A 25374-nucleotide genomic window follows, 5' to 3' on the forward strand; every position below is an offset into this window, starting at 1 on the left:
TAGATACTCAATTGTCTAATATCAAACACATTAAATGTTGATAAAACACTTAATAAATTAATTTTAGTTAAATTATGGTATATGATAACATTTGTAATGAAATTAAGGAATATTTATTATCAAAAAGTTAATAATTAGAGTTTTTGCGTATATAAAACCTAAAATATCTTAATAAATTTTCACCAAAATAGGTCATTACTTATTATATTTTAATTCATTTTTCATTTTAATAAAGAATTTTAGGAATAAACACTATTCCTTAAAAACAAAGAATCTATTCTTCATTAAAAAGCTTTATCGAAAAATAGATTTTCTATCTTTAATGGTTGATTTCAAAGACTTTATATTAACTATTTCCCTATAAAAAGCTATAATTAAATACAATGATAAAACTAATAATTAATAGAATATGACTTCATGATATCGGCAAAAAGCATCCTAATAAGGTAAATAATTCGCTGTTAACTTACCCCAGCCTAATTTGTTTTAAGATAATTTTGTCTTGGTCTACAATAAAATATCGCCATCCATTTGAACGACGATATTTTTTAAAATCAAATAATAGTAGGCTCAACTCCAATTATTTTATTTTTAGAGACTTTAATATTTTATGGAAAATTTCGTTATTTTCATACACTCCGATAAAGTTTTCAGAACCGGAACCGTAAGAAAACACAGGAATCAACGTTGCTGAATGATCATCTGTTGTGAAATCTCCTTCTATAGTGCTTGTTGCCATATCTCCATGTGGAATACTGAAACCTCCCGTTTCATGGTCTGCGGTGATAACGACCAAAGTTCCCGGATTTTGATCTGCAAACTGAATGGCTTTCGTAATTGCCCTATCAAAATCGATTCCCTCAGTTAAAATCGTTCCAACATTATTGGCGTGACCTCCACTATCGATTTGTGCTCCTTCGATCATGATAAAAAAGGGTTTTTTCTTACTTTTTAGAAACTCAAGTCCACTTTCTACCGTTTCTGCGAGAAGATTTCCACGACCTTTTACAACTTGCGGGACACCATTATCAGAAAAGTAATACGCCAGATGATCTGCTTTATTTTCTGCAATTTCTTTAGGATTTTCTGCAATTTTAAAATTATTCAACCCTGAAACTTTAGATTTTCCTCCCGCTGCAAAAAAAATTAGCTTTGATTTTATTAAATCTCCCGCAATTTCCTTTTCCATTCCTCTGTCTTTTTGATGGGCATAGAATGCAGAAGGCGTAGCCCCAACAATTTCGTCGGTTGTGATAACTCCTGTATTGAAACCTTTTTCAGAAAGAATCTCAGTCATATTCGGGATTATTTTTCCGGATGGATCTACTCCGATAAACCGATTGTTGGTTTTCTTTCCCGTTGCAAAAGCGCTGGCCCCGGCTGCGGAATCGGTAGTGAAATTATCGGCTGATGTCGTTTTGATTAATCCGATATTTTTAAGCTGAGTTAAAGTCAATTGTCCTTTATTAGCCAAAACCGAAGACGAAATCTGCGAAAGGCCGTTTCCGTCACCGATAAGAAGAATCACATTTTTTACTGGAATATTTTTATTTTCATATAAAAATTTAGGCTGATAAACTTCGCTGGTTAAAGTATTTTTGAAAGTTCGCTGCTCAAGAGTTTTAAGATATTCTGCACATTCTTTCGGATGATCGGTATTGATGTAATCTACTCCCGCATGTGCAAAAAATTCCCACGAAGTTTTACCGTCCGGAATTCCCCAAAACCTGAACGGCTTGTTAAAAGATTTTGCTTTTTCAATGACTTCCGTAACTTTTGGAAGATCTTCTACAGCCAGACCGCCCTTTCCATTCCAGACAGAATAATCCTTAAAATTTAAACTGACCAAACCAATTTTCTGCCATTGTTGCGGTGTAAGATTTTGCAATGACTGATAATCGAATTTTATAAAATCAGGATATACCAAAAATTTTTCCGGAGACGGTTTATTTCCGGAAATAATAAAACTTACATTTTTTGAAGCCGTAATTTCAGGATATTTTGAAATCTCGGAAACGATCTTTTTTAAGGTAGATTCTCCTTCAGTTTTCAGATCAATTAAAATCTGAATCGGCTGATCTTTGATAATGCCAAATTCCAAAGCTTTTTCAATGGATTTTAAATACAAATTATCAAAAGTCTTTTGCTTCTGAATATCTTTTTGTTCATGCGAAACATATAGCTCATTATCAACAAGGTAAACATCGGCTTCAATAGACTTTGCACCTGCTCCCAATGCATACCAGAAAGGAACTTTTTGTTCGTAATCGTTGTGTGAATGCGCAGAATAATTTTGCGAAAATGCTAAACTTCCAACCGTTAATGCAACGACAATATTTATTTTTTTCAGACTTAAAAACATACTCATTTACTTTATATTAACTCCTGATTTTTTTAAAGCTTCCATCAATTTGTGATAGATTGTGTTATTTGGATACACTCCTGAAAATAACTCTTCACCTTTACCCATCGCAAAAACCGGAACCAAAGCTGCGGTATGCTGCCCATCAATAAAATTAATTTGAACTTTATCTTTAACTTCTTTCATTTTTCCGCTTTTAGGATCTTTTTCCATGAATTTTCCGATGCTCGCCCCGCCCGTTTCGTGGTCTGCCGTAACCACCAATAATGTGTTTGGATTTTTCTTAATAAAATCCATTACGACACCAATTGTTTTGTCAAAATCGAGAACTTCTTCTACCATCATTTTAGCATCGTTGGCATGACCGCCCCAATCGATGAACGAACCTTCCACCATTAGAAAAAACGGCTGATTCTTTTGAGAAAGAAAATCCAACGCAACTTGAGTAGCTTCAGGAAGGAAATCTTTTCGTCCCTGCACTTTATTAGGTAATTCGTCCTGTGCCATCAGATATAAATTTCTTTTTCCTACCACAGGTTTTGAAAGTGAAACCGTATCTATTCTATAATTTTTCTTTGTTAATTCCTTCAGCAAGTCTTTTTTATCTTTTCTTTTATTGAAAAATTTTAATCCTCCACCCGCAGCAAAATCAACATCAGATTTTATAAAATCTAAAGCAATATCTTCATGAAGATCGCGGTCTTTTACGTGAGCATAATATGCTGCCGGAGTTGCATGAGTAATACTCGTTAAGCTTACTAACCCTGTTTTATATCCTTTATCCTGAAGCTGTTCTAAAATTGTAGGAATTGAAAGAGAATCTTTGTCTACACCAATGGCTCTCTTGTAAGTTTTCTGTCCTGTTGACAAAGCTGTTGCCCCCGCTGCCGAATCTGTAATCCTGTCGCTGGTGCAGGAAGTTTCTGAAAGACCAACGTATTTAAAATTCTGAAAATTCGGAGTTCCATTGCCGAAATAAAATGCAGAAGTTACCTGCGACACGCCCATTCCGTCTCCGATCATGAAAATGACATTGATTGGTTTTTGTGTTTGGGCAGAGATTAATGATTCGAAAAGAAGCATGAAAAGAACAGCAACACTCCTAAAATTAAGGCTTTTATAAATATAATTCATAATGATTATTATTTTAATAATTAATGATTTCAAAAACAACGGGCAAAATTATGCATTATATCAAAGCAAAAAGTAGAGTTCAAAATACGAAAAACCAATATTAACAGTATTCTACCTTACTAACAAGCAATTAAGCAAAACCATTTAACATTAATTTTACCTAAATTTAATTTTTCGCAAAAAAATTTACATTTTATTAATTTTAAAAAGAAGTTACTTAACGGTAAATTAACGGAACTTGGGTTTTATTGAGGCTAATTTTGCACCAAAATAATTAAGGAATGAAGCGTATTTACCTCGTGCCAACTGTTCTGATGAGTTGTGTCAGTTTAACATTTGCACAAAAAAAAGAATCCGACACCATCAAGAGTGACGACAAGCTCAAAGATATTGAAGAAGTTGTCATGATCGGATACGGATCTCAGAAAAAGTCTGATGTTACCGGATCCGTAGGTTCTGTAAAAAGTGAAGATTTTAACAAAGGTCTTGTTGCCAATGTAGGACAGTTGTTGCAGGGAAAAGTTGCCGGGGTAAATGTTGCCAATGTAAGTGGGGAGCCGGGAGCTAACCAGAATATTGTAATCAGAGGGGTTGGAAGTTTACGTTCGGGGACTACTCCGTTGTACGTAATCGATGGTTTTGTAATCGATAACAGCAATACCGGAGTCGCCAATAACCCGATGAACTTCATCAATCCTCAGGATATTGAATCGGTAGATGTTTTGAAAGATGCTTCTGCTGCGGCAATTTACGGAGCAAGAGGAGCCAATGGAGTTATTGTTATTACCACTAAAAAAGGTAAAAAAGGAAGAACTCAAATGAACCTTTCATCCAATCTGACGATTTCCAGTCTTTCGAATAAAATGGATGTTTTCAGTGCAGACGAATTCAGAAAACAAGTGACTGCAATCGGCGGAAAACTGGATGATATGGGAGGAAATACTGATTGGCAGGATGAATTAACGAGAACAGCCGTTTCTAAGAATGTTAATTTCTCAGCATCGGGAGCCACAGAAAATTCCAATTATTATGCAGCCTTAGGATATGAAGATCAGGAGGGTATTTTATATAACAGTAATCTGAAAAGATACTCCGGGCGTGTCAATGTTTCACAGAAAGCTTTTGACGGCAGAGTAAATATCGATTTCAACTTAAACGGAACCAGAACAGAAAATAACAGACCAAGCGTTACCAGTATGGTTTCCAATATGCTTACCTGGAATCCTACTTATCCTGCATACACCAACGGTTCTCCAACGGCTGTTTTCAATAACGGTTCCTTCAATCCGCTTATCCGTCAGGAGATTTATAAAGATCTCACCAATAATAACCGAATTTTAGCTAATTTTTCTCCTTCAGTAGAAATTATTAAAGGTTTAACTTATAAATTAAACTTAGGCGTAGATTATTCTTCGGCAGACAGGATTATTCAAAATATACCTCATGCCATTCCATTAGAAATCGGAAATTTAAATCTGAATAATTTCTCTAATAACAATACGCTTGTTGAGAATACGTTAACGTATAAATTTAAACTGAACAATCATCATTTTAATGTATTGGCAGGACATTCTTACCAAAGATTGATGCTTGTTTCACGAGGATGGTATTACGAAAACTTCCCAATCAACGGTATTGAACCACAATATCAAATTCCAGCTGCTGGAAAAAACAATTCAACAACATCAATTACTGCCAATAAAAACGAATTACAATCGTGGTTTGGAAGAGTGAATTATGATTATAATGATAAATATCTTTTAACAGCGACTTTAAGAGCAGACGGATCATCAAAATTCGGAGAAAATAACCGTTACGGGATTTTTCCGTCAGTAGCGGCAGGATGGAATATCAGTAAAGAAGACTTCCTTGCCAATGTAAGCGCTATTAGCAATTTGAAACTAAGAGCAAGCTGGGGAAAAACAGGAAATCAGGAAATTCCAAGTAAAATCACCAAGAGAAGCTATAAATCTGATTCTAACGGAACTGCACAGGCAACTTATCCTCTAAATGACAGCGGAAATTATCCTGTAGGTGTGTATTTGGTAAGAGTGGATAATCCTGATCTTCAATGGGAAGTTACGACGCAAACCAATATCGGTTTAGATTTCGGAGTCTTGAATAACCGATTAACAGGTAGTGTAGATTTCTTCAGAAAAGTTTCTGACAATATTTTGATGGAAATTAACCCTGTAGACCCTATTGAGCCGGCTCCTACTATGTGGAAGAATATCCCTAACATGACCATTAATAATGTAGGTTATGAAATATCTTTAAACTACAACAGTGATCCTAATAAAGCATTTACCTACAGCATCGGAGGTAATACTTCATTCATTAGAAATAAAGTAAAACATTCTCCTTACCGGGTAATTTCTACCGGTGAGGCACAGGGTCCCGGAACTACGAATGCAGTAATTAACGGATATATTAATGATCAGCCTATCGGGACTTTTTATGTAAGAGAATTTTTAGGATTAAATGCAAACGGAACCAATATTTTCAGAGATGTAGACGGTGACGGGATTATTACAGACAATGACAGAGTAGCTGCCGGAAGTGCATTGCCGGATTTTACTTATAATTTATACTTAAAAGCAGCTTATAAAAATTTCGATTTAGGATTAAATTTCAACGGAGTTGCCGGAAATATGATTTACAACAATACCGCTTCTACTCTATTTTCACGAGGAAGATTAGGTATTTCACAGAACACCACAGATGTTGCCACCCAATTTCCTAATGAAAGCGTTAACAACACCAATGTTATCTCTACGAGATACCTTGAAAAAGGAGATTTCTTCAGACTTAATAATGCAACGCTAGGATACAATCTTAACCCTAGAATCTTAGGAATCGGTGAACACATCAGAAACATCAGATTCTCTGTAACAGCTCAGAATGTCTTTGTTATCACTAAATATTCAGGGTTTGATCCGGAAATCAACACCGGTCTTTCTCAAGGAGGAATCCAGTCATTCGGTATCGACTATGCCACTTATCCTAAAGCCAGAAGCTTCGTATTCGGTGTAAACGTAGCCTTTTAATTAATCATTAAAAAAGAAAACAATGAAAAATAAATTTTTAATTTCTATACTAAGTTTGAGTGCTCTGGTTGCCACGGGATGTACAGACCTTTCAGAACAAGTGATTGATGAATCGCTACAAGTACAGGCAGAAAATGTTGTAGAATCGGTACTTGCGCCAGCTTACGGTCCGCTTCCTGATGCATTTACCCATACAAAAAATTATGGGCTTCAGTTAATCAGTTCAGATCAGGCTATTTTACCTCCAAGAGGAAGCGGAAATGACTGGTACGACGGCGGAAAATATATTGAACTTCACCAGCACACGACCACAACTACCAATGTTGTTGTACAGCAGACATGGGATGCATTCAGACTGATGCTTTCCAGAACCGTTACTGCTATCGACAAACTGCAACCCTTAGTTTCAACAGATCCAAACGCTGCAAAAGCACTTTCTGAAATGCGTGCATTGAGAGCGTATTACAATATGTTAATGCTTGATTATTGGGGAATTGCATTCAAAAAAGATAATGCGGGTGAGAATTCTCAGATTCTAAGAAAGCAGGAAGCTATCAGCTATATCGAAAGTGAATTTCTTGCTGTCGTAAATGATCTTGATAATACAAAAGGTCCAGGAAGAATGTCTCAGGCAGCGGTAAACGGATTTTTAGCACAACTTTATCTTAACGCAGCCGTTTACAGAGATCCTTACGGAACACCCGTTTTCTCAGCAACGGATATGGATAAGGTGATTGAATATACCAATAAAGTCATCAACAGTGGAAAATTTACTTTATCTCCTGAATATTTTGCCATCTTTGATGATAACAATCACACGAATAAAGAGTTAATTTTTGCCATTGACCAACGTCAGGATCTTAACACGTCTCACAACAGATTAGGTTATTGGTCATTATCTGGAAGTCAATATCCATTAGCCGCTTTCCCGAAAGCCAATGGAACAGACGGACCAGCCATTACTTCTGATTTTTATCAAACCTGGGTACAGGCTTACGGAAGTACAGATCCCGCACAGGCAGACGCTCGATTTTATAAAGAAAATTTTACGGTTCCTGCCAATTTACAGAATTTAACCGGAGTTACTCCTGCTAATGATTCTGATCATTATTTTCTGGTAGACGGCGCTACTTACGAAATCAACAGAGGAATTCAGAGAGGAATCCAATGGGGATTGCGAAATGCATCAAACGGACAACCTTTCAAGATGGAGAGCGGAAAATATAAAATCTATCCGATCATCGAACAGAGAAATGGATATGTTAGTTATGTAAATCACACCTTAGAAATCGATCTTGAAAATCCAAATAACAAAGATTATACGGATGGGTACAGAGTTTCAAAATACCAGTTCAGCAGAACATCTGATACCGGGAGAAACAGAGGAAATGCAGATATTGTGCTTTTACGTTTCGCCGATATTTATTTGATGCGTGCTGAAGCCCAGTTAAGAAAAGGCAATGCAGCAGCGGCTTTAGCAGACGTAAACCTCGTAAGAGCTTCCAGAACAGCAAGACCTTCCGTAACTCCTGCAGCTTTACCTTCAATTAATCTCAATACACTTTATAGAGAAAGAGGTTTTGAATTCTACTGGGAATATTCCAGAAGAACAGATATGATTCGTTTCGGACACTATGAAGATGCTTATACTTCAAAAACCAACGCAGATGTAAGAAAAAGGCTTTTCCCTATTCCGCAGTCTGCCATTGATGGAGCATCAAGTGCTCCCGGTTATCTGGTTCAGAACTCAGGCTATTAATATTTTTTACTATACTTTCATAAAACTGCCGACACAATCGGCAGTTTTTTTGGCTATAGATACTTTCAGGAATACAAGATTCTCCGTTAATTTCCTCATAGAATTTAACTTCTAATATCAGAAATAAAGGATTTATAGAGTCTGTAGTCACTGACACAATGTAAGGCTGACCTCGACTGTCTCTTCCACCACCTATTAAAGTACATCCGTATTCTTAACCTTATTGGTAAATTTTTCTATATTATTTTTGAAATATATTTACTCATTTTTAATGAGTCGGAACGTAAGATTGATTCGTGGTTTCATAGGTTTGGCTGATTTAGCAATACGATGTTCCCAATACTGTTGAAGGTCACCCTTCATTATAAGCAATGAGCCATGCGGAAGCGGCAGACTGTACTTGCTTTGATGATGATCTTTTTTTCTGAAATCAAAGTTCCGGGTTTCCCCTAAACTTATTGACGCTATTACAGGACGCTTTCCGTAACGGCTTTCTTTATCTCTGTGCCACGCAACCGAATCATTGTTATCCCGGTAAAGATTAAGCAATACTCCATTGAATTGATAACCAAATTCTTTCTCAATCCTTACTTTTAGAGATAATAATTCCGGAGTCCAAGGATTAGTGGTTGATATATTATTATCTGCTGATTCGTAAGATTCTTTATCATCACCAAACCAAGCGGTCAGGCGGGGAGTCAGAATTTCTTTATCATACATTTTCTGGGTATGCTGTTCCCATAAAACATTATGTAAAAGTGTATCTTTAAGTGTATCAGCTTCTTCCCTACTCAGGAAATGCTCCTTATATTCCAAAAGATCTTTTGGAAATTCATAAAACTCTTCTGCTTCAAATAAACTCAGCTGTCCCATTATATTTTTAAAATAAATCCCATTTAATGGGAATTTTTCATCATTTATGTTTTTAGCTTCCTTTCGGGGAAGTTTTTTATGATTATAAATCAAGTTTTCCGAAATTTTTAAGCTTGTTTCGGTTGAAAAAGCCTGAATTGCTATTATAAAAGTAATAATCCTTATTCATATTACAAAAATTAACCATTCTAAAACAGTTATTATTATTATTATTATTATTATTATTATTATTATTATTATTATTATTATTATGTAATATTAGAATCTCTTCAAAATTTCATTACTGAATGATGATTTATATAGTTTTTCTAAAATCAATATATAGCAAAAAGAGACCGTTTAAAAGCAACAATCCCCCCTATTTTTCTGAATTAATAATCCTTTTTAACATTTAGCTATTAAATTCATTATGTTAATAGTTATTTTTTATTGTTTTATTTGAAAATCTATGATTACTTTTGAAGGATCAAACAATTCTAAGTATGAATAAATTTATAACTACTTTTTTATGTAGTCTGATTGGAGGAACTGCTTTTGCGCAGTGGACTCCAACTGCATTTGAAGGAAGATCTGAGAAATCTTCTAATGTGAGAAGTTACTACAAGCTGGATGTAAATGCAATCCAGAATCAGCTTAAAGATGCACAGGAGATGGGTAGAAGTGCCAAACCTGTAGAAATTTCTTTGCCTACTTTGGAGGGTAAAGTTGAAAAGTTTGCGGTTTATAGTTTTCCGGTTCTTGTAAAAAGCCTGGCAGATCGCTATCAATTAGGCTCCTATGTAGGGGTGGGTGTTGATGATCCTTCTAAATATGTTAGGTTTTCCGTTGCTCCGAATGATTTTCAGTCTATGATTATCAAAGACGGAGTATATCAATTTATTGAGCCTGCCAACTCTGACAAAACAGTGTATGGAGTACATCCTAAAACTAACAAAACTCCGGGAGGTTTTCTTTGCAGCATGAATGAAAGTGTTTTGTCTAAAAAGCAAATCGATGCTTTATACTCTAAAGGGCAAACTTTCGATAAAAATCCTACAAATTTTGCCAAGTCTTCTGATCAGAAATACAGATCGATGAGATTAGCTATGTCTGTAACCGGAGAGTACACTCAGTTTCACGGAGGTACTGTAGCAGGTGCTGTTACGGCAATTAATGCTACCATGACCAGAGTAAACGGTGTATTTGAAAAAGATTTTGCTTTACATTTATTTGTACAGGATTTTCCGGGGGTTATTTATACCAACGCAGCAACAGATCCTTATTCTGCAGCAGCAACAGGAGCCGGTGGTGCCTGGAACCTAGAATTACAGAATACCTTAACTGCCAATGTAGGAAACGCAAATTATGATATCGGTCACTTGTTCGGAGCTTCCGGAGGAGGAGGTAATGCAGGGTGTATCGGATGTGTATGTACTGACCCTACGACAGCTGAGCCTGAAGGAAAAGGTTCTGGATTTACTTCTCCGGCAGATGCTATTCCGCAGGGAGATAATTTCGACATCGATTATGTAGCACACGAAATGGGTCACCAGTTAGGTGCTAATCATACCTTTTCTATGAATGTAGAAGGAACCGGAGTGAATATGGAACCAGGTTCGGGATCAACAATCATGGGATATGCGGGTATTACGGGAGCTACAGACGTTCAGGCTCATTCTGATGCTTACTTCCATGTGGCAAGTATTTTACAGGTTGAAGATAACCTATCTACTACAACTTGTGATATTGAAACCACAGTAACCAACAATCCTCCTGTAATCGGAGCTCTTTCAGATTACACGATTCCTAAAGGAACTGCATTTGTACTGACAGCAACTGCTACAGATCCTGAAAACGATCCTATGACGTATACTTGGGAGCAGTTTGACAGTACAAACACTCCGGTAACAGGTGTTACAGGAAATAATACAACTGGTGCGTTATTCAGATCATGGACGCCTACCGCTACTGGAAATACAAGATATTTCCCTAAGTTATCTTCAGTATTAGCCGGTAACCTTACTGTTCCTGCAGATTGGGAAACAGTATCAAACGTAGCTAGAGCCACCAACTTTGTATTAACAGTAAGAGACAACAGCCCTATTTCAAATTCACAGCAAACGCAGAGTGATATTGTAACAGTAACGGTAAGCAATGACGGACCTTTTAAAATAAATACTTCGCAGGTTTATCATAATACACCGTCTAATATAACATGGGATGTTGCGAATACTGCTGCTGCTCCGTATAATGCTGCAAATGTAAAAATTGATTATACAACGGATAACGGAACAACATGGACTGTATTATCAGCTTCGACTCCTAATGACGGAACTCAGCCCTATACTTTCCCGGTTTCTCTGAACGGGCAAAATATTAAAGTAAGAATTTCGGCTATCGGAAATGTTTTCTACGCAGTAAAACAAATGACGGTAACTTCAGCTGCAGTGTGTGACGGAAGCGCTCCTACAGGAATTGTAGTAAGCAATGTAACTTCCACCGGCGCTTCGGTAAACTGGAATACCGTTGTTGGTGCTACTTATCAGATAAGATATAAAAAATCGACAGAGACCGTTTGGCAACAAACAACTTCTGCTACAAACTCTGTCGTTTTAGCAAGCTTAGAGGAAGGTGTGAAATATGATATACAGGTAGCTGCTGTTTGTTCAGGAACTACAGGAACATATTCTACTAACATTCAGTTTATTACCGCTTCTTCTGTCACTTATTGTGCATTAACATCCGCTGATCCTTCTGAAGAATACATCTCGAATGTAACTTTATCGAATGTTAATAACAATTCAGGATCAAGTACTTATACTAATTACGGACCTGATCCTACAAAATTAATTAATCTGGTAAGCGGATCATCAAATACAGTTTCCGTAACTAAAACATGGCCTGCAGATATTTATCCTGAAGGTGTAAGAGTATGGATCGATTTCAACAGAGACGGAACATTTGATACAACAGAAATGGTATTAAATTCTGCAGCTAGTACTACCCCTACAGTGAGCGGTACATTTACCGTTCCTACAACAGCCATTCAGAATAAAACCCTGAAAATGAGAGTTGCTCTACGATATAATGCCTCTCCTGCTGCATGTACATCTTATACATACGGTGAAGTAGAGGATTATAATGTAATGATTGTTTCCGGAATATTGGCAACAAATGAAGTGAATGCTAATAATGACGGAATCCAACTATATCCAAACCCTGCGTCAGATGTCTTGAATATAACAAAAGTATCAGACAAAGCAGTTTATAAAATCTATAGTGCTGCTGGTCAGTTGATAGACAATGGAAATATCAATTCAGGAAAAATTAATGTTTCTGGCTTGATAAAAGGCGGATATGTTATTACGATTGAAGAGAAAGGAAAAGATTTATTTAAATCTAAGTTCATCAAAAAGTAATATAACCCTAAATAGTAATAATGAGGCTGCCTGAAAAGGCAGTCTTTTTTTATTCTTAATTTTTATTGAATCAACTCTTTAATCGTGTCTTTTAATCTATTATGTAAAAACTATTAAACATATCTTAATCAAAACAACCTATTTTTGAAGCACATCTCCGAAATTATATAATCAAAACTTTGTATATTCGCAGCGTTTTTTTTAAAGAGAACTTTTTAAACAGTTTCAATTATTTTTTAAATTAAAAATTATTCAGGATGAAGAAAATCTATTTTCTAATACTTTTATTTTTATTTGCTATATCATATGCGCAAACATTTGCTATAGACCAAACATTCGGAAGCGGTGGATATACCAAATATCAATCTTCTGCCAGTACCTCTGTTGTTATGCTGCCAGATGGACAATTTATTACAGCCACTACATCGAGCAACGCTGTTCAGATCAAAAAGATAAATCAAAACGGGATCATTGATACCGGTTTCGGAACAAAATATGTGGATATGGATCCCAACTCAACCGTTAAAACCGAAGCTGTAAAGAAAATTATCTTACACAACAATAAAATAACTTTGGTCGGGAGAGTAAATGCAACTCCTAATCACAGTGCTTATGAACTTTTCGTTGCAAGAATAAACCTGGACGGAACAATGGATACGACTTTTGGCACCAATGGTTTTACAACATTTACAGTAGGATCTAACAGTACGGCTGTGGATGCTGTTATCGATTCAAATGGTTTTCTTTATTTTCATGTAACTCAAAACAGCAGCAATTTTATTGCAAAAATTAACTCTAACGGAGCTATGGACAATAGTTTCGGAACCAATGGAATACTACCGATCAGCTCATTCAGCTGTTATAAAGTTGAGGTTCAGAATGACGGTAAAATTATGTTAGCTGGTTTTAAAACCAATACGACTTCCAATACAAGAGAATCTTATCTTGAGAGAAGACTCCCAGATGGTACATTAGATGCAGGATTCGGCAACAACGGAATCGTTATAATTCCCAATACTACAGGAACTATTGCAAAGAATTTCAGTTATGATTATGCAAATAATTCTATTACTATTCTTCATCAGACAAGTGATTCCTCGCTTTATACAAGGCTTTTCCTGTCTAAAATCAGAATCTCAGACGGATCTCTAATTTCAGGCTTTGGCAATAATGGGGTAACTTCCAACTATTTATATACGAATGCCTCTGATATTATGATTGATAAATTCATCGTATTGCCTAATTCAAAAATGATTGCCGTGGGAAACATGAGTAATTTCTTCGGGAGCAACGGTACTTTTATTGCGCAACTATTTGTGGCAAGATTTAATGCTGACGGAAATGTAGATAACAGTTTTGCAAACTACGGATACCAGATGTTTTTAACAACTCCGCCCAATACATCGGTGCGGGCAGATTATCTGAATAATATATTCATTACCAATGACGGATCTCTGGTGATCGCTTATTCTGGCAACAGTGCTACACACGGGTATTCTTCTTATCTGATTAAGCTGAACAACGCCTATTTAAGTGTGAAGTCAGCTTCTGCTAAAAGCGATAATCAACGATTAATTCTGTATCCAAATCCGGCATCTCAATTCATTTCGGTTCAGAATAAAAAACATGAAAATAATAACTTTGAGTATGATATTATTGACCTATCGGGTAAAATGATTCGAAAGGGTGAATCTAAATTTAATTCCCAAATTAATGTTCAGGATTTAATGTTAGGAAACTATATTATTCAAATCCGCCATGAAAAAGAAGATAAGCAGTCCTTACAATTCATAAAAAAATAATAAAAAAGTCCTGTTTTTATAACAGGCCTTTTTGTTTTCGAAAGAATTTTCAAACAAATATCTCAGTATAGCTTCTTTCCAATTACGGGTTCCCGTAAAATTTTTCTACTGTGTTGATTTAGATTTGTACAAGACAATATTCTAATAACAACAGTATGGCATGGACTTATAGAAAAAGGATAAAAATTGTACCAGGAGTACATTTAAATTTCAGCAAGCGGGGCATTTCAACAAGCATCGGAGTAAAGGGAGCAAGTTTAAATTTCAGTTCATCCGGAACGAGATTAAACACAACTATTTTAGGATTCTCAAATTCAACCAGAATTTCAGGTTCTTCATCACAACGATCCCCACTCTCCCACCCTGATCCGTTACCTACTTACAATTCAGTACTTTCCGACAATATTTTCAGTGCAGATATACATCAAATCACCTCACAGAATATGTCTGGCATCAAAGAATCTATTTTAATTGCCCAAAGGCAAAAAGCTGAACTTCAATTAGATCTACAAAAAATAAAAAAAGCATTAGTCTTTTCTAAAACAAAAAAAATCTTAAGCTATATTTTGGTTTATGGTTTAATCAACAAAAACACCGTACAGAAAATTGATCAAGATATTGCTGCTCAACAAGAAGCAATTAAAGAAACAAAAATGGTGATTGATCATTCTGCAGTTGACATCGACATACAGTTTGATGATCCTACCAAGAAAAAATACGACCATTTATGCAGTGCTTTTAAGAATTTAAGTACTTCTCATCGTATTTGGGATATTACCGGAGCACATTTTCAGGATCGTGTTGCCGCTAGATCTAATGCCAGTACGTTGGTCAACAGAAAGGAAACTAAGGTTGGTTTCAGATCACTTTCTATCATTAAATCTAATTATGAAGCGCTTTACTTTCAAAATATAAACGGAGCAGATCTTTACTTCTATCCCACTTTTGTGTTGATGTATACCAATGACCTTAATTTTGCAATAATAGGAATTGATGAATTTAACCTCATCAATACATCTGCACATTTTACTGAAACCGATGCTGTTCCACGGGATTCAAAAGTCATTAAAAAAACATGGGCAAAAGTAAATAAAAATGGTTCGCCTGATAAAAGGTTTAAAAACAATTATCAGATTCCTGTAGTACAATACGGAAGACTTCATTTTTCTACCCGTACAGGTTTGAATGAAGAATATCAAATGAGCAATTTTGAATTTACACAGGAATTTGGATATGCATTTCAGGAATACAAGATTCTATGCCGGGCAATTGATTCAAATAATTAATCAATGGCTTTCTGAAACAGCGTTTTTTGCCTACTTTTACATCATAATTTATAAATGATCTATGAGAAAAATTGCATTTGCAGGAGTAATGGCTTTAGGAGGATTTTTAACAGCCAATGCACAGTGTAAAACTGTATCTACTCTTACAGAAAACTTTGATACCTGGAAAGAAATGAATAAATGCTGGACCGCTCAACAGGGAAAAGCAATGCTTTACGCCAGTGATAAAAAAATCATATTTTATTCGATGACCAACCCGGGAGACAATATGTATCTGGTGACTCCAAAAATTAAAGCAGGAAATTATACGTTAGATGTTGATGTTTCAGACAACGGAGGAGAAACGAGCTTGGAATTGTTCAAGATCAACAATATCTCAGATACAAAATCGTACGTTTCTATCTCTAAACCGACAAAAATAACAGGAAATAAAAAGGTATTTACTATTTCTTTAAAAAAAGATGCCAATTTGGGACTGAAAGTTTTGCTAAACGGAGTACACCAAGCAGTTTATTTAGATAATTTTTCTTTGAAGCCAAAAAAATAGATCGTTTTACACCGATTAAATTTATAAAAAGGAAAGCCTATACTTTCCCTTTTGTTGTTAATACTTTCTCCTTCAAGAATGTCAGAAATATACTTAAACCAAAATAAGCTGCCTTTTCAAGCAGCTTATTTAATCAATACGTTATTCATTAGAATAAATCTCTTACGCTGAGATTCCCTGTTGCTCCCTGTGGAAGAAAAACAACTTTTCTCTTAATACCTTTTGCTTTTTCAAGAGCTTTAAGAGCCTTTTGGCGTTCAACTTCTCTGGTAAAATGAGAATTAATATTCTCTGCTTGTGTAGAAACTTTCATATTATACTATTTTTGATTGGTGTGATGATAAATAAGTTAAAAAAACTTAAAATCTACTCAACTAAAAGCGTACCGTTTTGTTAGAATTCTCTAATGTGTGGTATGTAAAATTTTTTAATAGAATATGATGAATTTAAAACAATCCAATAGATTAGGTTAACAATAATTTAATCGCAAAAAATCTATATCTGGCACAGCGTTTGAATACTAATTTCCGACTATTAGAAAAATAGCTTTTAATAAGGGAACACTACATATTCCCGGAGAAATTCGGGAATATTTATTTAAGAAACACCATCACTTACAATACTTATTTTTTCATTTTAAATCCTTGGTTTCGACTGAGGATTTTTTATTTTATATGATTTACAAAATTACTTTTGCTTTCTTTTTCTTTCTTAAATCACGGATTTTTAACGTCAATAATTTTCTCAAATCCTCATGATATTTGTTATAACTCTTGATGCTTTTCTCAAGTTTCCTTTTGTTAATAAGATATTCCTGATAGAGATCAGACAGTTCTGAGGCTCGGGCAACGGCTTCACAGGAAATTTCATCAGGATCATCGACCGTTTCTTTCAATAAAAAACGGTAATATTCTATTCGTTCGGTAAGGCTGTTGTGAAATTTTGGTTCTATTCCCTGCATGGCAGTAATTTTTATTTAAATGATAATCCTGAAAATTCTGCAGCAGTGCCGTCACTTTGAAATAAAATTTTCACTTTTCCTCCATCAATCTCTGTATTCATTGACTTTAAATATATTTTACTTAAAACAGAAGAAAGTAAAACTTCGTCAGGATCGCCTAAATTACGAAGTGGTAAATTAACATATTCATTAACAGCTATTTGCGGAGTAACTCCATTGATATATCCGCCTTCTCCGTTTGCATTAAAGACTTTGTAGATAACCGGATGAATCTGCCAGGTAATTTTCTTCGGTTTTCTTTTATCTTCAATAGAAAATCCAGCCATATCTTTTCCTAACGTGGCTTCACCTGCCTGAACAACCTGCATATAAGGTTTCAGATTATTAATAACAATTTCTGAAGCAGATGCCGTACTTTTTGAGGTAAGAATATATACTTTATTTAAATCTAAAGAATTAGAACGCAATGTATTAAAATTAAGCGCACTGGGATCATAAGCAATCTGTTGTGAAAAAGTTCGTTTGACTTCGCCCCCGTTTTTATTTCCTTTATAGGTAATAAATTGAGAATTTGCTGAAATTCCTGCAGGGATCATTGAACAAAGTGCTGCTGCCGATGAAACCGACCCACCGTAATTATACCGAAGATCCAAAATCAATTCTTGTACTCCGGCGGTCTTAAATTCCGCAAACTTCTGATATAAAGCGGAAGTCATTCCGTCAGGAAAATCGTAGATATAAAGATAACCTGTTTTTTTGCCGTTTTTTTCAAAAATCTTAGACATTAATGGCTGTTCGAGTGAATATCCATAATAAACGGTTACATTTTTTTCATTAATAATCGATCCGTTCTGCCAATTTCCAACAGTCAGTTCAAGAACCGTTTGATTGGGAATGGATGCAGTCAACTGTTCTGCATTGGAAGCTGTAATTATCTGTCCGTTGATTTTTTTGATCATCATTCCCCGTTCCAATCCGGAATTAGATGCAGGTGAATTTTTTAACACTAATTTGATGACCGTCACCACTTCACCATTTGTTAATTGAAGGCTGGTGTAATCAAAACCGAACATATTTCTTACAGACTTTGGATAAGTGGAAGTATCAGCAGTGTTGACTATGAAAGAAAAACGATCCTGAGGTGACAGTAAACTTTTAAAAAAATCCTTTACCGGAAGATGATAATCCGGTTTTACAGGCATTTGTCCTGCCCAATAATAGTATCTTTTCATACTGTCCTGAACCCAAAGATTGGTGTATTCCGTGGTTCCTTCCTCAAAATTCGGAGCTTCATCGTCTGTACGATTGCATGAAACTGTGAAGATTGAGACCAGTATTAAAATAAAGAATTGAATGTTAAAAAAGTTTTTCATACCTCTTAATCATTTATAAATAATCTGCCACATCAATATCTCCTTTTACCACTAATACGCCGTTTTCCAGTTTTTCCTGAAGCACGATCATATTGGCACCGATATCTTGTTTTAAAGTCGCTTTAATGATAATTGAACCCGTATAAGGTTCGGTAGTTCCCGGTTTGTATAATTCTAAATAAACAGGAGCCGTAGCACTGAAATAATTATATATTTTCACAGTTGTAAAATCCTTTTTCCCGATGTTGTCGAATTCGGCAAGAACGACTCCGTTTTCTCTTTTCAGAACACCTTTCACGCCTTCCAGAGATGACCCTGAAAATTCACCCAAGTTGGGGAAAATGAATTCAAATCCTACTTTTCCTAAATTCACCTGTGGTTTTACGGCATAAGTCTTTAGAAAAATTCCAGGCAAATTGAAGAAATATAAGTTTTTATAATCATTAAAATTGTCGTAATTAATTGAATATTTGGCAATTTGAGCACCCGTCTGATTATTGTAGATAGCGAGTTCATCGGTTTCACCTTTATCCAATACAAAATTGATCTTGGTTTCTATTTTCTCTGTATAAGAAGGTGTTCCGTTGATAGAAATCGGCTGCCCGTTCAACCTCATCTGAATAACATCAGGTTTTGAATATCCTTTCACATTTACTTCAGCAGCTTTCTGGTCTTTATCGTAAACCTCTAAAGTGCTGTTGTCTGTACATGAAAAAAATATTGTGAATAATAAAATTGCTAGAATGTTTTTCATCTTATTTACTATTAAATCATAAAAAAATCAAGCGTATAAAAATTGCCCGAGCCTGAGAAGCACAGGGCAATCGCTTAATTACAAAAATCTAAGTTGAAGAATGTTTACTTTGAGTTTTCATGGTTATCCTTACTGAGAAGGAGTCGGTTATTTTTTAATAAATTTCAGTCTTTCCGTAGCTTTTCCATCGGATACTTCTGCAACATAAGTACCTTCTGACAATGCATTCACATTGATGTTTTTTGAATATTTAGACATAAAAACTTTCTGCCCTGTCATATTGTAAATACTTACCGTCGTTGCATTTTCTTTCAACACAGGGTTAAGTTGAAGCTGTAAAGAAGCAGACACAGGATTTTCCATTACTTTGGTAATACTTTTATTGGTTTTTGATTCTTTTGCATCCAATACAAATGAAGATGCATAGATTCCGATTTCATCTATGTTTATATTTTGAATATTAAGTCCATTGGCGATTCTGTTTGTCCAAAAACCGATATAAATTTTCTTTCCTGCAAAGCTAGAAAGGTTTACAAGACTCTCAACAGACTGAGATAAATCTGTAGAAGGCCAAGGATTAGCCGTATTTCCTACAATAATTGAGTAGGGACTGGTAACATTAGCCCCATTTCCATCTACCGTCAGTGCCTGAAAATCTGCCAAGGTCGGCACAGGTTTTTGAGGAGTGCTTATGTAAATCCATAAATCACGACCAACCAGCGTATGTGTTGTTCTTTGTCTGGAAATATATGCTGCCAGAGTGATTGTACCTGAAGCTCCGGTTAGATCGATTTCAGGAGAGACAACCCAATCATTTTCTGTGGTAAAACCTGTTGCTGTACCAGTAGGAACCAGATTAATAGAATATCTTAATGCTCCAGAAGAGCCATACACCAAAGTATTTGTAGTTCCGTTGTAATAAATATTGCTTCCCTGCTGCCATTGATTATTGTTTCCGTTTCCGTCATAGAATGTCCATCCTTGTAAATCATTAGGTATATCAAAAGAATTAATCCAAACAGGAACTTGTGAAAATGCTAATAAAGGTAGAAGTATTAAAGAAAATAAAATTGTCTTTTTCATTACGAAGTATTTAATTAAGTTTTAAAAAAAACAGGAAATAGTGAAAAATCACTACTTCCTGCGAATAAATTATTCAGCTACAGAGAAATCATATTTAGTCCAAGAAGCAAAGAAATTTCCACAATTTCTTCCTCCAAGATCAACAGTTCCTGAATTGAAGAATGGCTGAGGCATTCCCCCGTTAAGAGTAGTTGTTGTTCCACCAGGCACTACAAGATTCGGTGTTGATGTAGATCCTACTCTTGAAGCAAAAGCAAACCCGCTATTATGTGCATAAGACTGTACATTTGTGAAGGTAAGATCTGAAAGATTTACAGCAGCTCCACTCACTGTTTCCAATAATACTCCTACAGAATATCCTGTAACAGTTGTATTAGTAAGTGTTAATTTACCGTTTCTTCTTACATGAATTGCATTTTCGTACAATGATCCAAATGTAGAAATACTGGCTCCCACAATCGTAAGATTATTGATTACTGGGTGAGTGAAAGGAGAAGCAGAAGAACCAGTTCCGTCGTTATCCAACTCAATACCGTTAGAATCCGGGCTACCTCCGCTTTGGCTGTGCGTAGAATTCTGATCAGCTAAAGCTAAAGCACAATTAATTGTTCCGGAATATCCGAAATCAAAATCGAAGTTATCATCATCAGCAGCAAAAGATATAAGGTTTGATGCATTTACAGTACCTCCGAAGAATTCAAAAGAATCATCTTTACCGTAAGCAACCTGAATGTGATCTAAAGTCGTAGCATTTCCTACTCCTCCTAACGTTAATCCGTTGATTTCATTTCCTGAATTAGGAGAAAGAAGATCATATCCTGCGAATTCGATACGTACATATTTCATAACTCCACTATTGTCAGAAGAATTTGTACCTCCGTACTGATAATCAGTACCCGACAATCCTTCAATTACCGTAGTAGTTGGTTTGTTTGTAGGTGCACCCCCTAAAACGATAACTCCTCCGAAATCTCCAGGACTTGCTGCTGTATTTTCATCTCCATCCAATAATTTATAACTTGTGAAAATAATTGGTTGTGTTGAAGTACCTTCAGCATTTATTTTACTTCCTCTTGAGATAACCAAAACTCCTGTAGCTGTGTTTGCAGCACTTGGTTTTGCCTTAACGAAAGTTCCCGGCGCAATAGTTAAAGTAGCTCCGTTTTTCACTGTTACAACACCGTCAAGTTCAACAACACCACTCCATGTTGTATTGGTAGTAATAGTACCACTTACTGTAGTAACAGGAAGTGAAGAAGCCGTTAAATATTCCGCAGAAGCAGACTTCATTTCGAATGGAGAAGTAGAATCTGCTAAATTTTCGTTCTGACAAGCTATAAGAGATAAAGCTGTAGCTGCGATTAAAGTTAATTTTCTCATTGTTAAAGTTTTTGATGATCAAGTCAAATTGTTTTTATGTTTCCAGACTTGAGTTTTTTTTTAATATTTAGAAATACCCGCCTCTGTATTTCTGCGATTTGGTTTTTTTTACTCTATATTACATGAGGAGCTGTAATGAAGAGTTCCCTATTTATTACTGCTGATATTCGGGAAAATATCTGCTTTGATTCCTGAATCTCTACTGTGCTGCGCATCATCAGTATTATGATTGATTCATGCTCAGGATATTGAACCTGTACGTTGCAATGAGCTCTTTTCTTCTTTATTTATTTTTATCGTTAAAAAGTATAGTTCACACTTACACCGAATGTTCTTCCGTTATAAGCTCTGAATAATACTCTATCTATATCTTTATCATATTTCTTAGTAGCACCGGGCAAAAGTTCAAGATTTTCTCTCTCAGTCTGAAAATCGCTTCCGCCGCCTTTATAAACAGAATAAGAATTGAAATTGTTGTAAAACTCTTTCACCCTGTTAAACAAATTTCTTACGTTGAATTTTATCTCTAAATTCTTATCTTTTAATAATTTATATGAAATCTGTGCATCGGCAACAGCATAAGGTCGCTGTATTTCTTCTCCGATATAAGCATATCCTACCGTAATATACTGATCACCTTTTGCATTGTATAAAAAGCTAAGTCCCAGACGGTCTCCATCATATAAAAGCCCCAAATTATAGGCATAGGGTGTCTGACCAAACAATGGACGTTCAACTTCATAAGTAGCATCGGTATCTTCTGTTTTATAGCGATCTTTAAAAGCCACTACTTTGGTCTCATTATAGGTAAAGTTTCCGCTGATAAAAAGGTGTTGCAGAAATGTATTTTCTCTTATAAAACCCAAACTTTTTCGTGCTTCCACTTCAAATCCTTTCAATTTTGCATTTTTAGAATTTCCATTATAGAGAAATAAATTACCCTCACTTGAAATAAACCCTTCACGTTCTATCGGGCGGTCAAGATCTTTATAATATATTCCTGCCGAAATAATTTCTCCTAACCCCGGAAACCATTCAAACTTAAAATCATAGTTATTAATGACTGAAGAAGTCATTTCTGTATTATAAATCAATCCATTAGCAACCGGATCAAAATAAGGCAATCCCGTTCTTTCATTAAACTGAGGTCGAATGACAGATCTGTTATACGCCAATCTTACATTGATCTTGCCGGAAGGGCTGTACGTAAAATTGGCAGAAGGCATCCACTGCCAAGGTTTGTCTTCAATGGGTGCTTTAGTCACATTTTTAGGATCAGAAGGATCAAGTTGCTGTGAAATAAGATCATATTTAAAATATTCGGCACGTACTCCCCAAACCAGTCTTAACTTATTTTTCCATCGATTATCAAACATCACGTAAGGCGCATGTTGAGTAACTTTTCCTTCGTATTTATCGTCTTTGTAAAGTGCTTTAGTCTGCCAGCCAATTCCGCCTTGCGTGTAATGAGAACCATCAAACCAATCGGAAAGCAAACCCGACATCAACAGATAATTTTTTTCACTATTCGGAACATTTCGGTTTTCATCTACTTTCAGGAAGAATTTCTGCTGTTGGTTTGTATTGTTTTTTATGGCACCTGCATACCCTACTTTAATATCAGTTTTAAAATTTCCGACATCCATTTTCCATTTCAATGAAGTTCCGAAATTGTAATCTGTTTCTTTATTTCCGATGTATCCTCTTGAAAAATTACTCCCGGAATTGTAAATCTGATGGTAGGTTAAAATTTCACTTCCCACAAAATCATAATACGTCTGATATTGGGTATAATCTTTAGTATCTGAAATAACGCCGGTTCTTGCAGCAAACCAGTTGACTTCCACATTATTTATTTTATGATTTCCTTCTACTTTATTTTGCAATAAGGTCTGATATACAGGATAATTCGTATTATCTGTGTAAGGTTTGTCTAAACTACCAATCTGTGAAGGATCATTATTAGGAATAATACCATTATAAAAATAATTGTAGGAACCTTCTGCCATCGATTGCTGACCGCTTCCTCCGGTATATTCATTCCATCCCGTAACTCTTGTAAGCGTCTGATCGTAAATATGGGTATAAGAGTTACGGAATGATATTCTGTTTTTGCCCAACTGCAACCCGAAATTTAACATGGCTCCTATCGTAGAATTATAACTGTAAGATGCTCCTTTATTTTTAAAATCAAAAAATCTTACGGGTGCTTCACCCAATTCCTGCCAATTGTTTACAAGTCCTGCATTATCGAGCCATCCGCCTCTTCCTGTGTGGTCTATATCAAGCTTGTTCTGCTCGTTTCTTATTGTAAGCGCTCCGGCAACTCCCCATTTGTTATTATTTTTCATTGGAAAACTTCTTCCCATTGCCAGCTGCATATTGGAATTCATATCTGCTTTTGTTTGATAATTTGTAAAATTATCATTCGTAAAACGCCTTGATTGTTCAAAAAACAAAGGATTGTTCCAATCTGTAAACTCAAGCCCCATTGGGAAATCCCTCGTTCCGTCATCATATCCGAAATAATCATATTTCCCTCTTTTACGGGTAAGAAAATCTTTAAAAGTTGTAATATCATTGTAAGAAGTTCCCATTGTTACCGTGGTAAAATTTTCGTTGGGAATATCTTTTGTCTTTACCTCCACATAACCTCCTGCGAAACTGGCATTCATATCCGGAGTTGCGGTTTTGCTTACCACTACACTTTCAACCATTGCTGTAGGAATAATATCGAAAGAAAAATTCTGATTGTAAGCTTCCGTGCTTGGAAGATTGATTCCATCCATGGCTGCCGTGTTCCAGCGCTCTCCCATCGAACGGACAACCACATATTTGTTATCAATAGTTGTCACCCCGGTTATTCTTTTCATTGTTGCGCCTAAATCATTATCCGGTGTTTTGGAAATCTGTTCCGCAGAAATTCCGTCGCTCATTTGTGCTGCTTTTTTCTGTTGAGTCAGTAATCCTGCTTGTGTATCGGCTTTTCGGGTTCCTGTGATAACCACTTCTTTTATATCCGAAATTTTATCCGAAACAGGTCTCATGGCAAAAGAAACCGTATTCGTTTCATTATGATTAATTGTCAGTTTTTCAACACGTAAAGAGTTGTATTTCGGAGATTTTACCGTTAATGTATAAGATCCTGAAGGAAGTTCGATAGTAAAATCACCATTATTATCCGTCACGGCATTTTTTCCCGCAATATTAATTTCCGCTCCTACTACAGGATTTCCGACTTCATCAACGATTTTCCCTGAAATTCTTCCGTTTCCCAAAACAGAAATACTTTGTCCCTCATATTTTATGGAAATAAGATCGCCTTTCATACGAAACACAACAGGAAGTCCGTTTGTCATTTCTTTCAGGCAATTATTGACCGGAATATTTTCACATTTTATTGCTCTTATTTTTAATTCTTTAATATCTGCTTTAGAATAAGCCAGTCTCATTCCCGTTTTACCCGCAAATTCCTCCAGCACTTCGATCAAAGGTTTCCCCACAGGAGCAGAAAACGACACTTTTTGTGTTAATTCCTGAGCTTCTGCTGCTACCGTAAAAAATAGTGCTGCAATGGTAAAACTACACTTCAAACTTTTCATTTTCAAACTCTCT

16 protein-coding genes are annotated in these 25374 nt (G+C 35.6%); 6 read left to right on the top strand and 10 right to left on the bottom strand.

Annotated features, from left to right (window positions below; genetic code table 11):
- Positions 1 to 580 precede the first annotated feature (580 nt).
- Positions 581 to 2368: an alkaline phosphatase gene (locus tag ASG22_RS18355; RefSeq protein WP_238586947.1), complete on the bottom strand. Its 1788-nt coding sequence runs from the start codon at positions 2366 to 2368 to the stop codon at positions 581 to 583.
- The gene (locus ASG22_RS18360; RefSeq protein WP_055987782.1) at positions 2369 to 3496 is read right to left on the bottom strand and encodes an alkaline phosphatase; all 1128 of its coding nucleotides are present in this window, start codon (positions 3494 to 3496) and stop codon (positions 2369 to 2371) included.
- A gap of 281 nt (positions 3497 to 3777) precedes the next feature.
- Between ASG22_RS18360 and ASG22_RS18365 the strand changes: the two genes are divergently transcribed.
- Both ASG22_RS18365 and ASG22_RS18370 read left to right on the top strand, forming a co-directional pair.
- Positions 3778 to 6543, top strand: coding sequence for a SusC/RagA family TonB-linked outer membrane protein (locus ASG22_RS18365; protein WP_055987783.1), 2766 nt, complete (start codon positions 3778 to 3780; stop codon positions 6541 to 6543).
- A gap of 22 nt (positions 6544 to 6565) precedes the next feature.
- Positions 6566 to 8302: a RagB/SusD family nutrient uptake outer membrane protein gene (locus tag ASG22_RS18370; RefSeq protein WP_055987785.1), complete on the top strand. Its 1737-nt coding sequence runs from the start codon at positions 6566 to 6568 to the stop codon at positions 8300 to 8302.
- Positions 8303 to 8560: 258 nt separating this feature from the next.
- On the opposite strand, the gene ASG22_RS18375 is transcribed toward ASG22_RS18370, so the two are convergent.
- Positions 8561 to 9268 (bottom strand): alpha-ketoglutarate-dependent dioxygenase AlkB family protein, encoded by a 708-nt coding sequence (locus ASG22_RS18375; protein WP_238586948.1) that lies wholly within the window; start codon positions 9266 to 9268, stop codon positions 8561 to 8563.
- Between the two features lie 389 nt (positions 9269 to 9657).
- On the opposite strand from ASG22_RS18375, the gene ASG22_RS18380 reads away from it, so the two are divergent.
- From ASG22_RS18380 to ASG22_RS18395, 4 genes are all read left to right on the top strand, one after another.
- Complete coding sequence (locus tag ASG22_RS18380) at positions 9658 to 12573, top strand: reprolysin-like metallopeptidase (protein ID WP_055987787.1); 2916 nt, start codon at positions 9658 to 9660, stop codon at positions 12571 to 12573.
- Between the two features lie 257 nt (positions 12574 to 12830).
- The gene (locus ASG22_RS18385) at positions 12831 to 14375 is read left to right on the top strand and encodes a T9SS type A sorting domain-containing protein (protein WP_055987790.1); all 1545 of its coding nucleotides are present in this window, start codon (positions 12831 to 12833) and stop codon (positions 14373 to 14375) included.
- Positions 14376 to 14530: 155 nt separating this feature from the next.
- Positions 14531 to 15661 (top strand): DUF4236 domain-containing protein, encoded by a 1131-nt coding sequence (locus ASG22_RS18390; RefSeq protein WP_055987791.1) that lies wholly within the window; start codon positions 14531 to 14533, stop codon positions 15659 to 15661.
- A gap of 61 nt (positions 15662 to 15722) precedes the next feature.
- Positions 15723 to 16208, top strand: coding sequence for a hypothetical protein (locus tag ASG22_RS18395; RefSeq protein WP_055987794.1), 486 nt, complete (start codon positions 15723 to 15725; stop codon positions 16206 to 16208).
- Between the two features lie 148 nt (positions 16209 to 16356).
- On the opposite strand, the gene ASG22_RS21040 is transcribed toward ASG22_RS18395, so the two are convergent.
- From ASG22_RS21040 to ASG22_RS18425, 7 genes are all read right to left on the bottom strand, one after another.
- Positions 16357 to 16521, bottom strand: coding sequence for a hypothetical protein (locus ASG22_RS21040; RefSeq protein ID WP_157844730.1), 165 nt, complete (start codon positions 16519 to 16521; stop codon positions 16357 to 16359).
- Between the two features lie 366 nt (positions 16522 to 16887).
- Entirely contained in the window at positions 16888 to 17169 is a 282-nt protein-coding gene (locus tag ASG22_RS18400; protein WP_055987795.1) for a hypothetical protein, read from the bottom strand.
- A gap of 11 nt (positions 17170 to 17180) precedes the next feature.
- Complete coding sequence (locus ASG22_RS18405) at positions 17181 to 18542, bottom strand: S41 family peptidase (protein WP_055987797.1); 1362 nt, start codon at positions 18540 to 18542, stop codon at positions 17181 to 17183.
- A gap of 13 nt (positions 18543 to 18555) precedes the next feature.
- The gene (locus ASG22_RS18410) at positions 18556 to 19296 is read right to left on the bottom strand and encodes a hypothetical protein (protein WP_055987798.1); all 741 of its coding nucleotides are present in this window, start codon (positions 19294 to 19296) and stop codon (positions 18556 to 18558) included.
- Positions 19297 to 19443: 147 nt separating this feature from the next.
- Entirely contained in the window at positions 19444 to 20379 is a 936-nt protein-coding gene (locus ASG22_RS18415) for a T9SS type A sorting domain-containing protein (RefSeq protein ID WP_055987799.1), read from the bottom strand.
- Positions 20380 to 20448: 69 nt separating this feature from the next.
- Positions 20449 to 21759 carry a hypothetical protein gene (locus tag ASG22_RS18420; protein ID WP_055987801.1) on the bottom strand — a complete coding sequence of 437 codons (1311 nt, stop codon included), beginning with the start codon at positions 21757 to 21759 and terminating at the stop codon, positions 20449 to 20451.
- Between the two features lie 299 nt (positions 21760 to 22058).
- Positions 22059 to 25361, bottom strand: coding sequence for a TonB-dependent receptor (locus tag ASG22_RS18425; protein WP_055987802.1), 3303 nt, complete (start codon positions 25359 to 25361; stop codon positions 22059 to 22061).
- Positions 25362 to 25374 lie beyond the last annotated feature (13 nt).

Origin of the sequence: Chryseobacterium sp. Leaf405 (assembly GCF_001425355.1) — a bacterium.
Classification (GTDB): domain Bacteria; phylum Bacteroidota; class Bacteroidia; order Flavobacteriales; family Weeksellaceae; genus Chryseobacterium.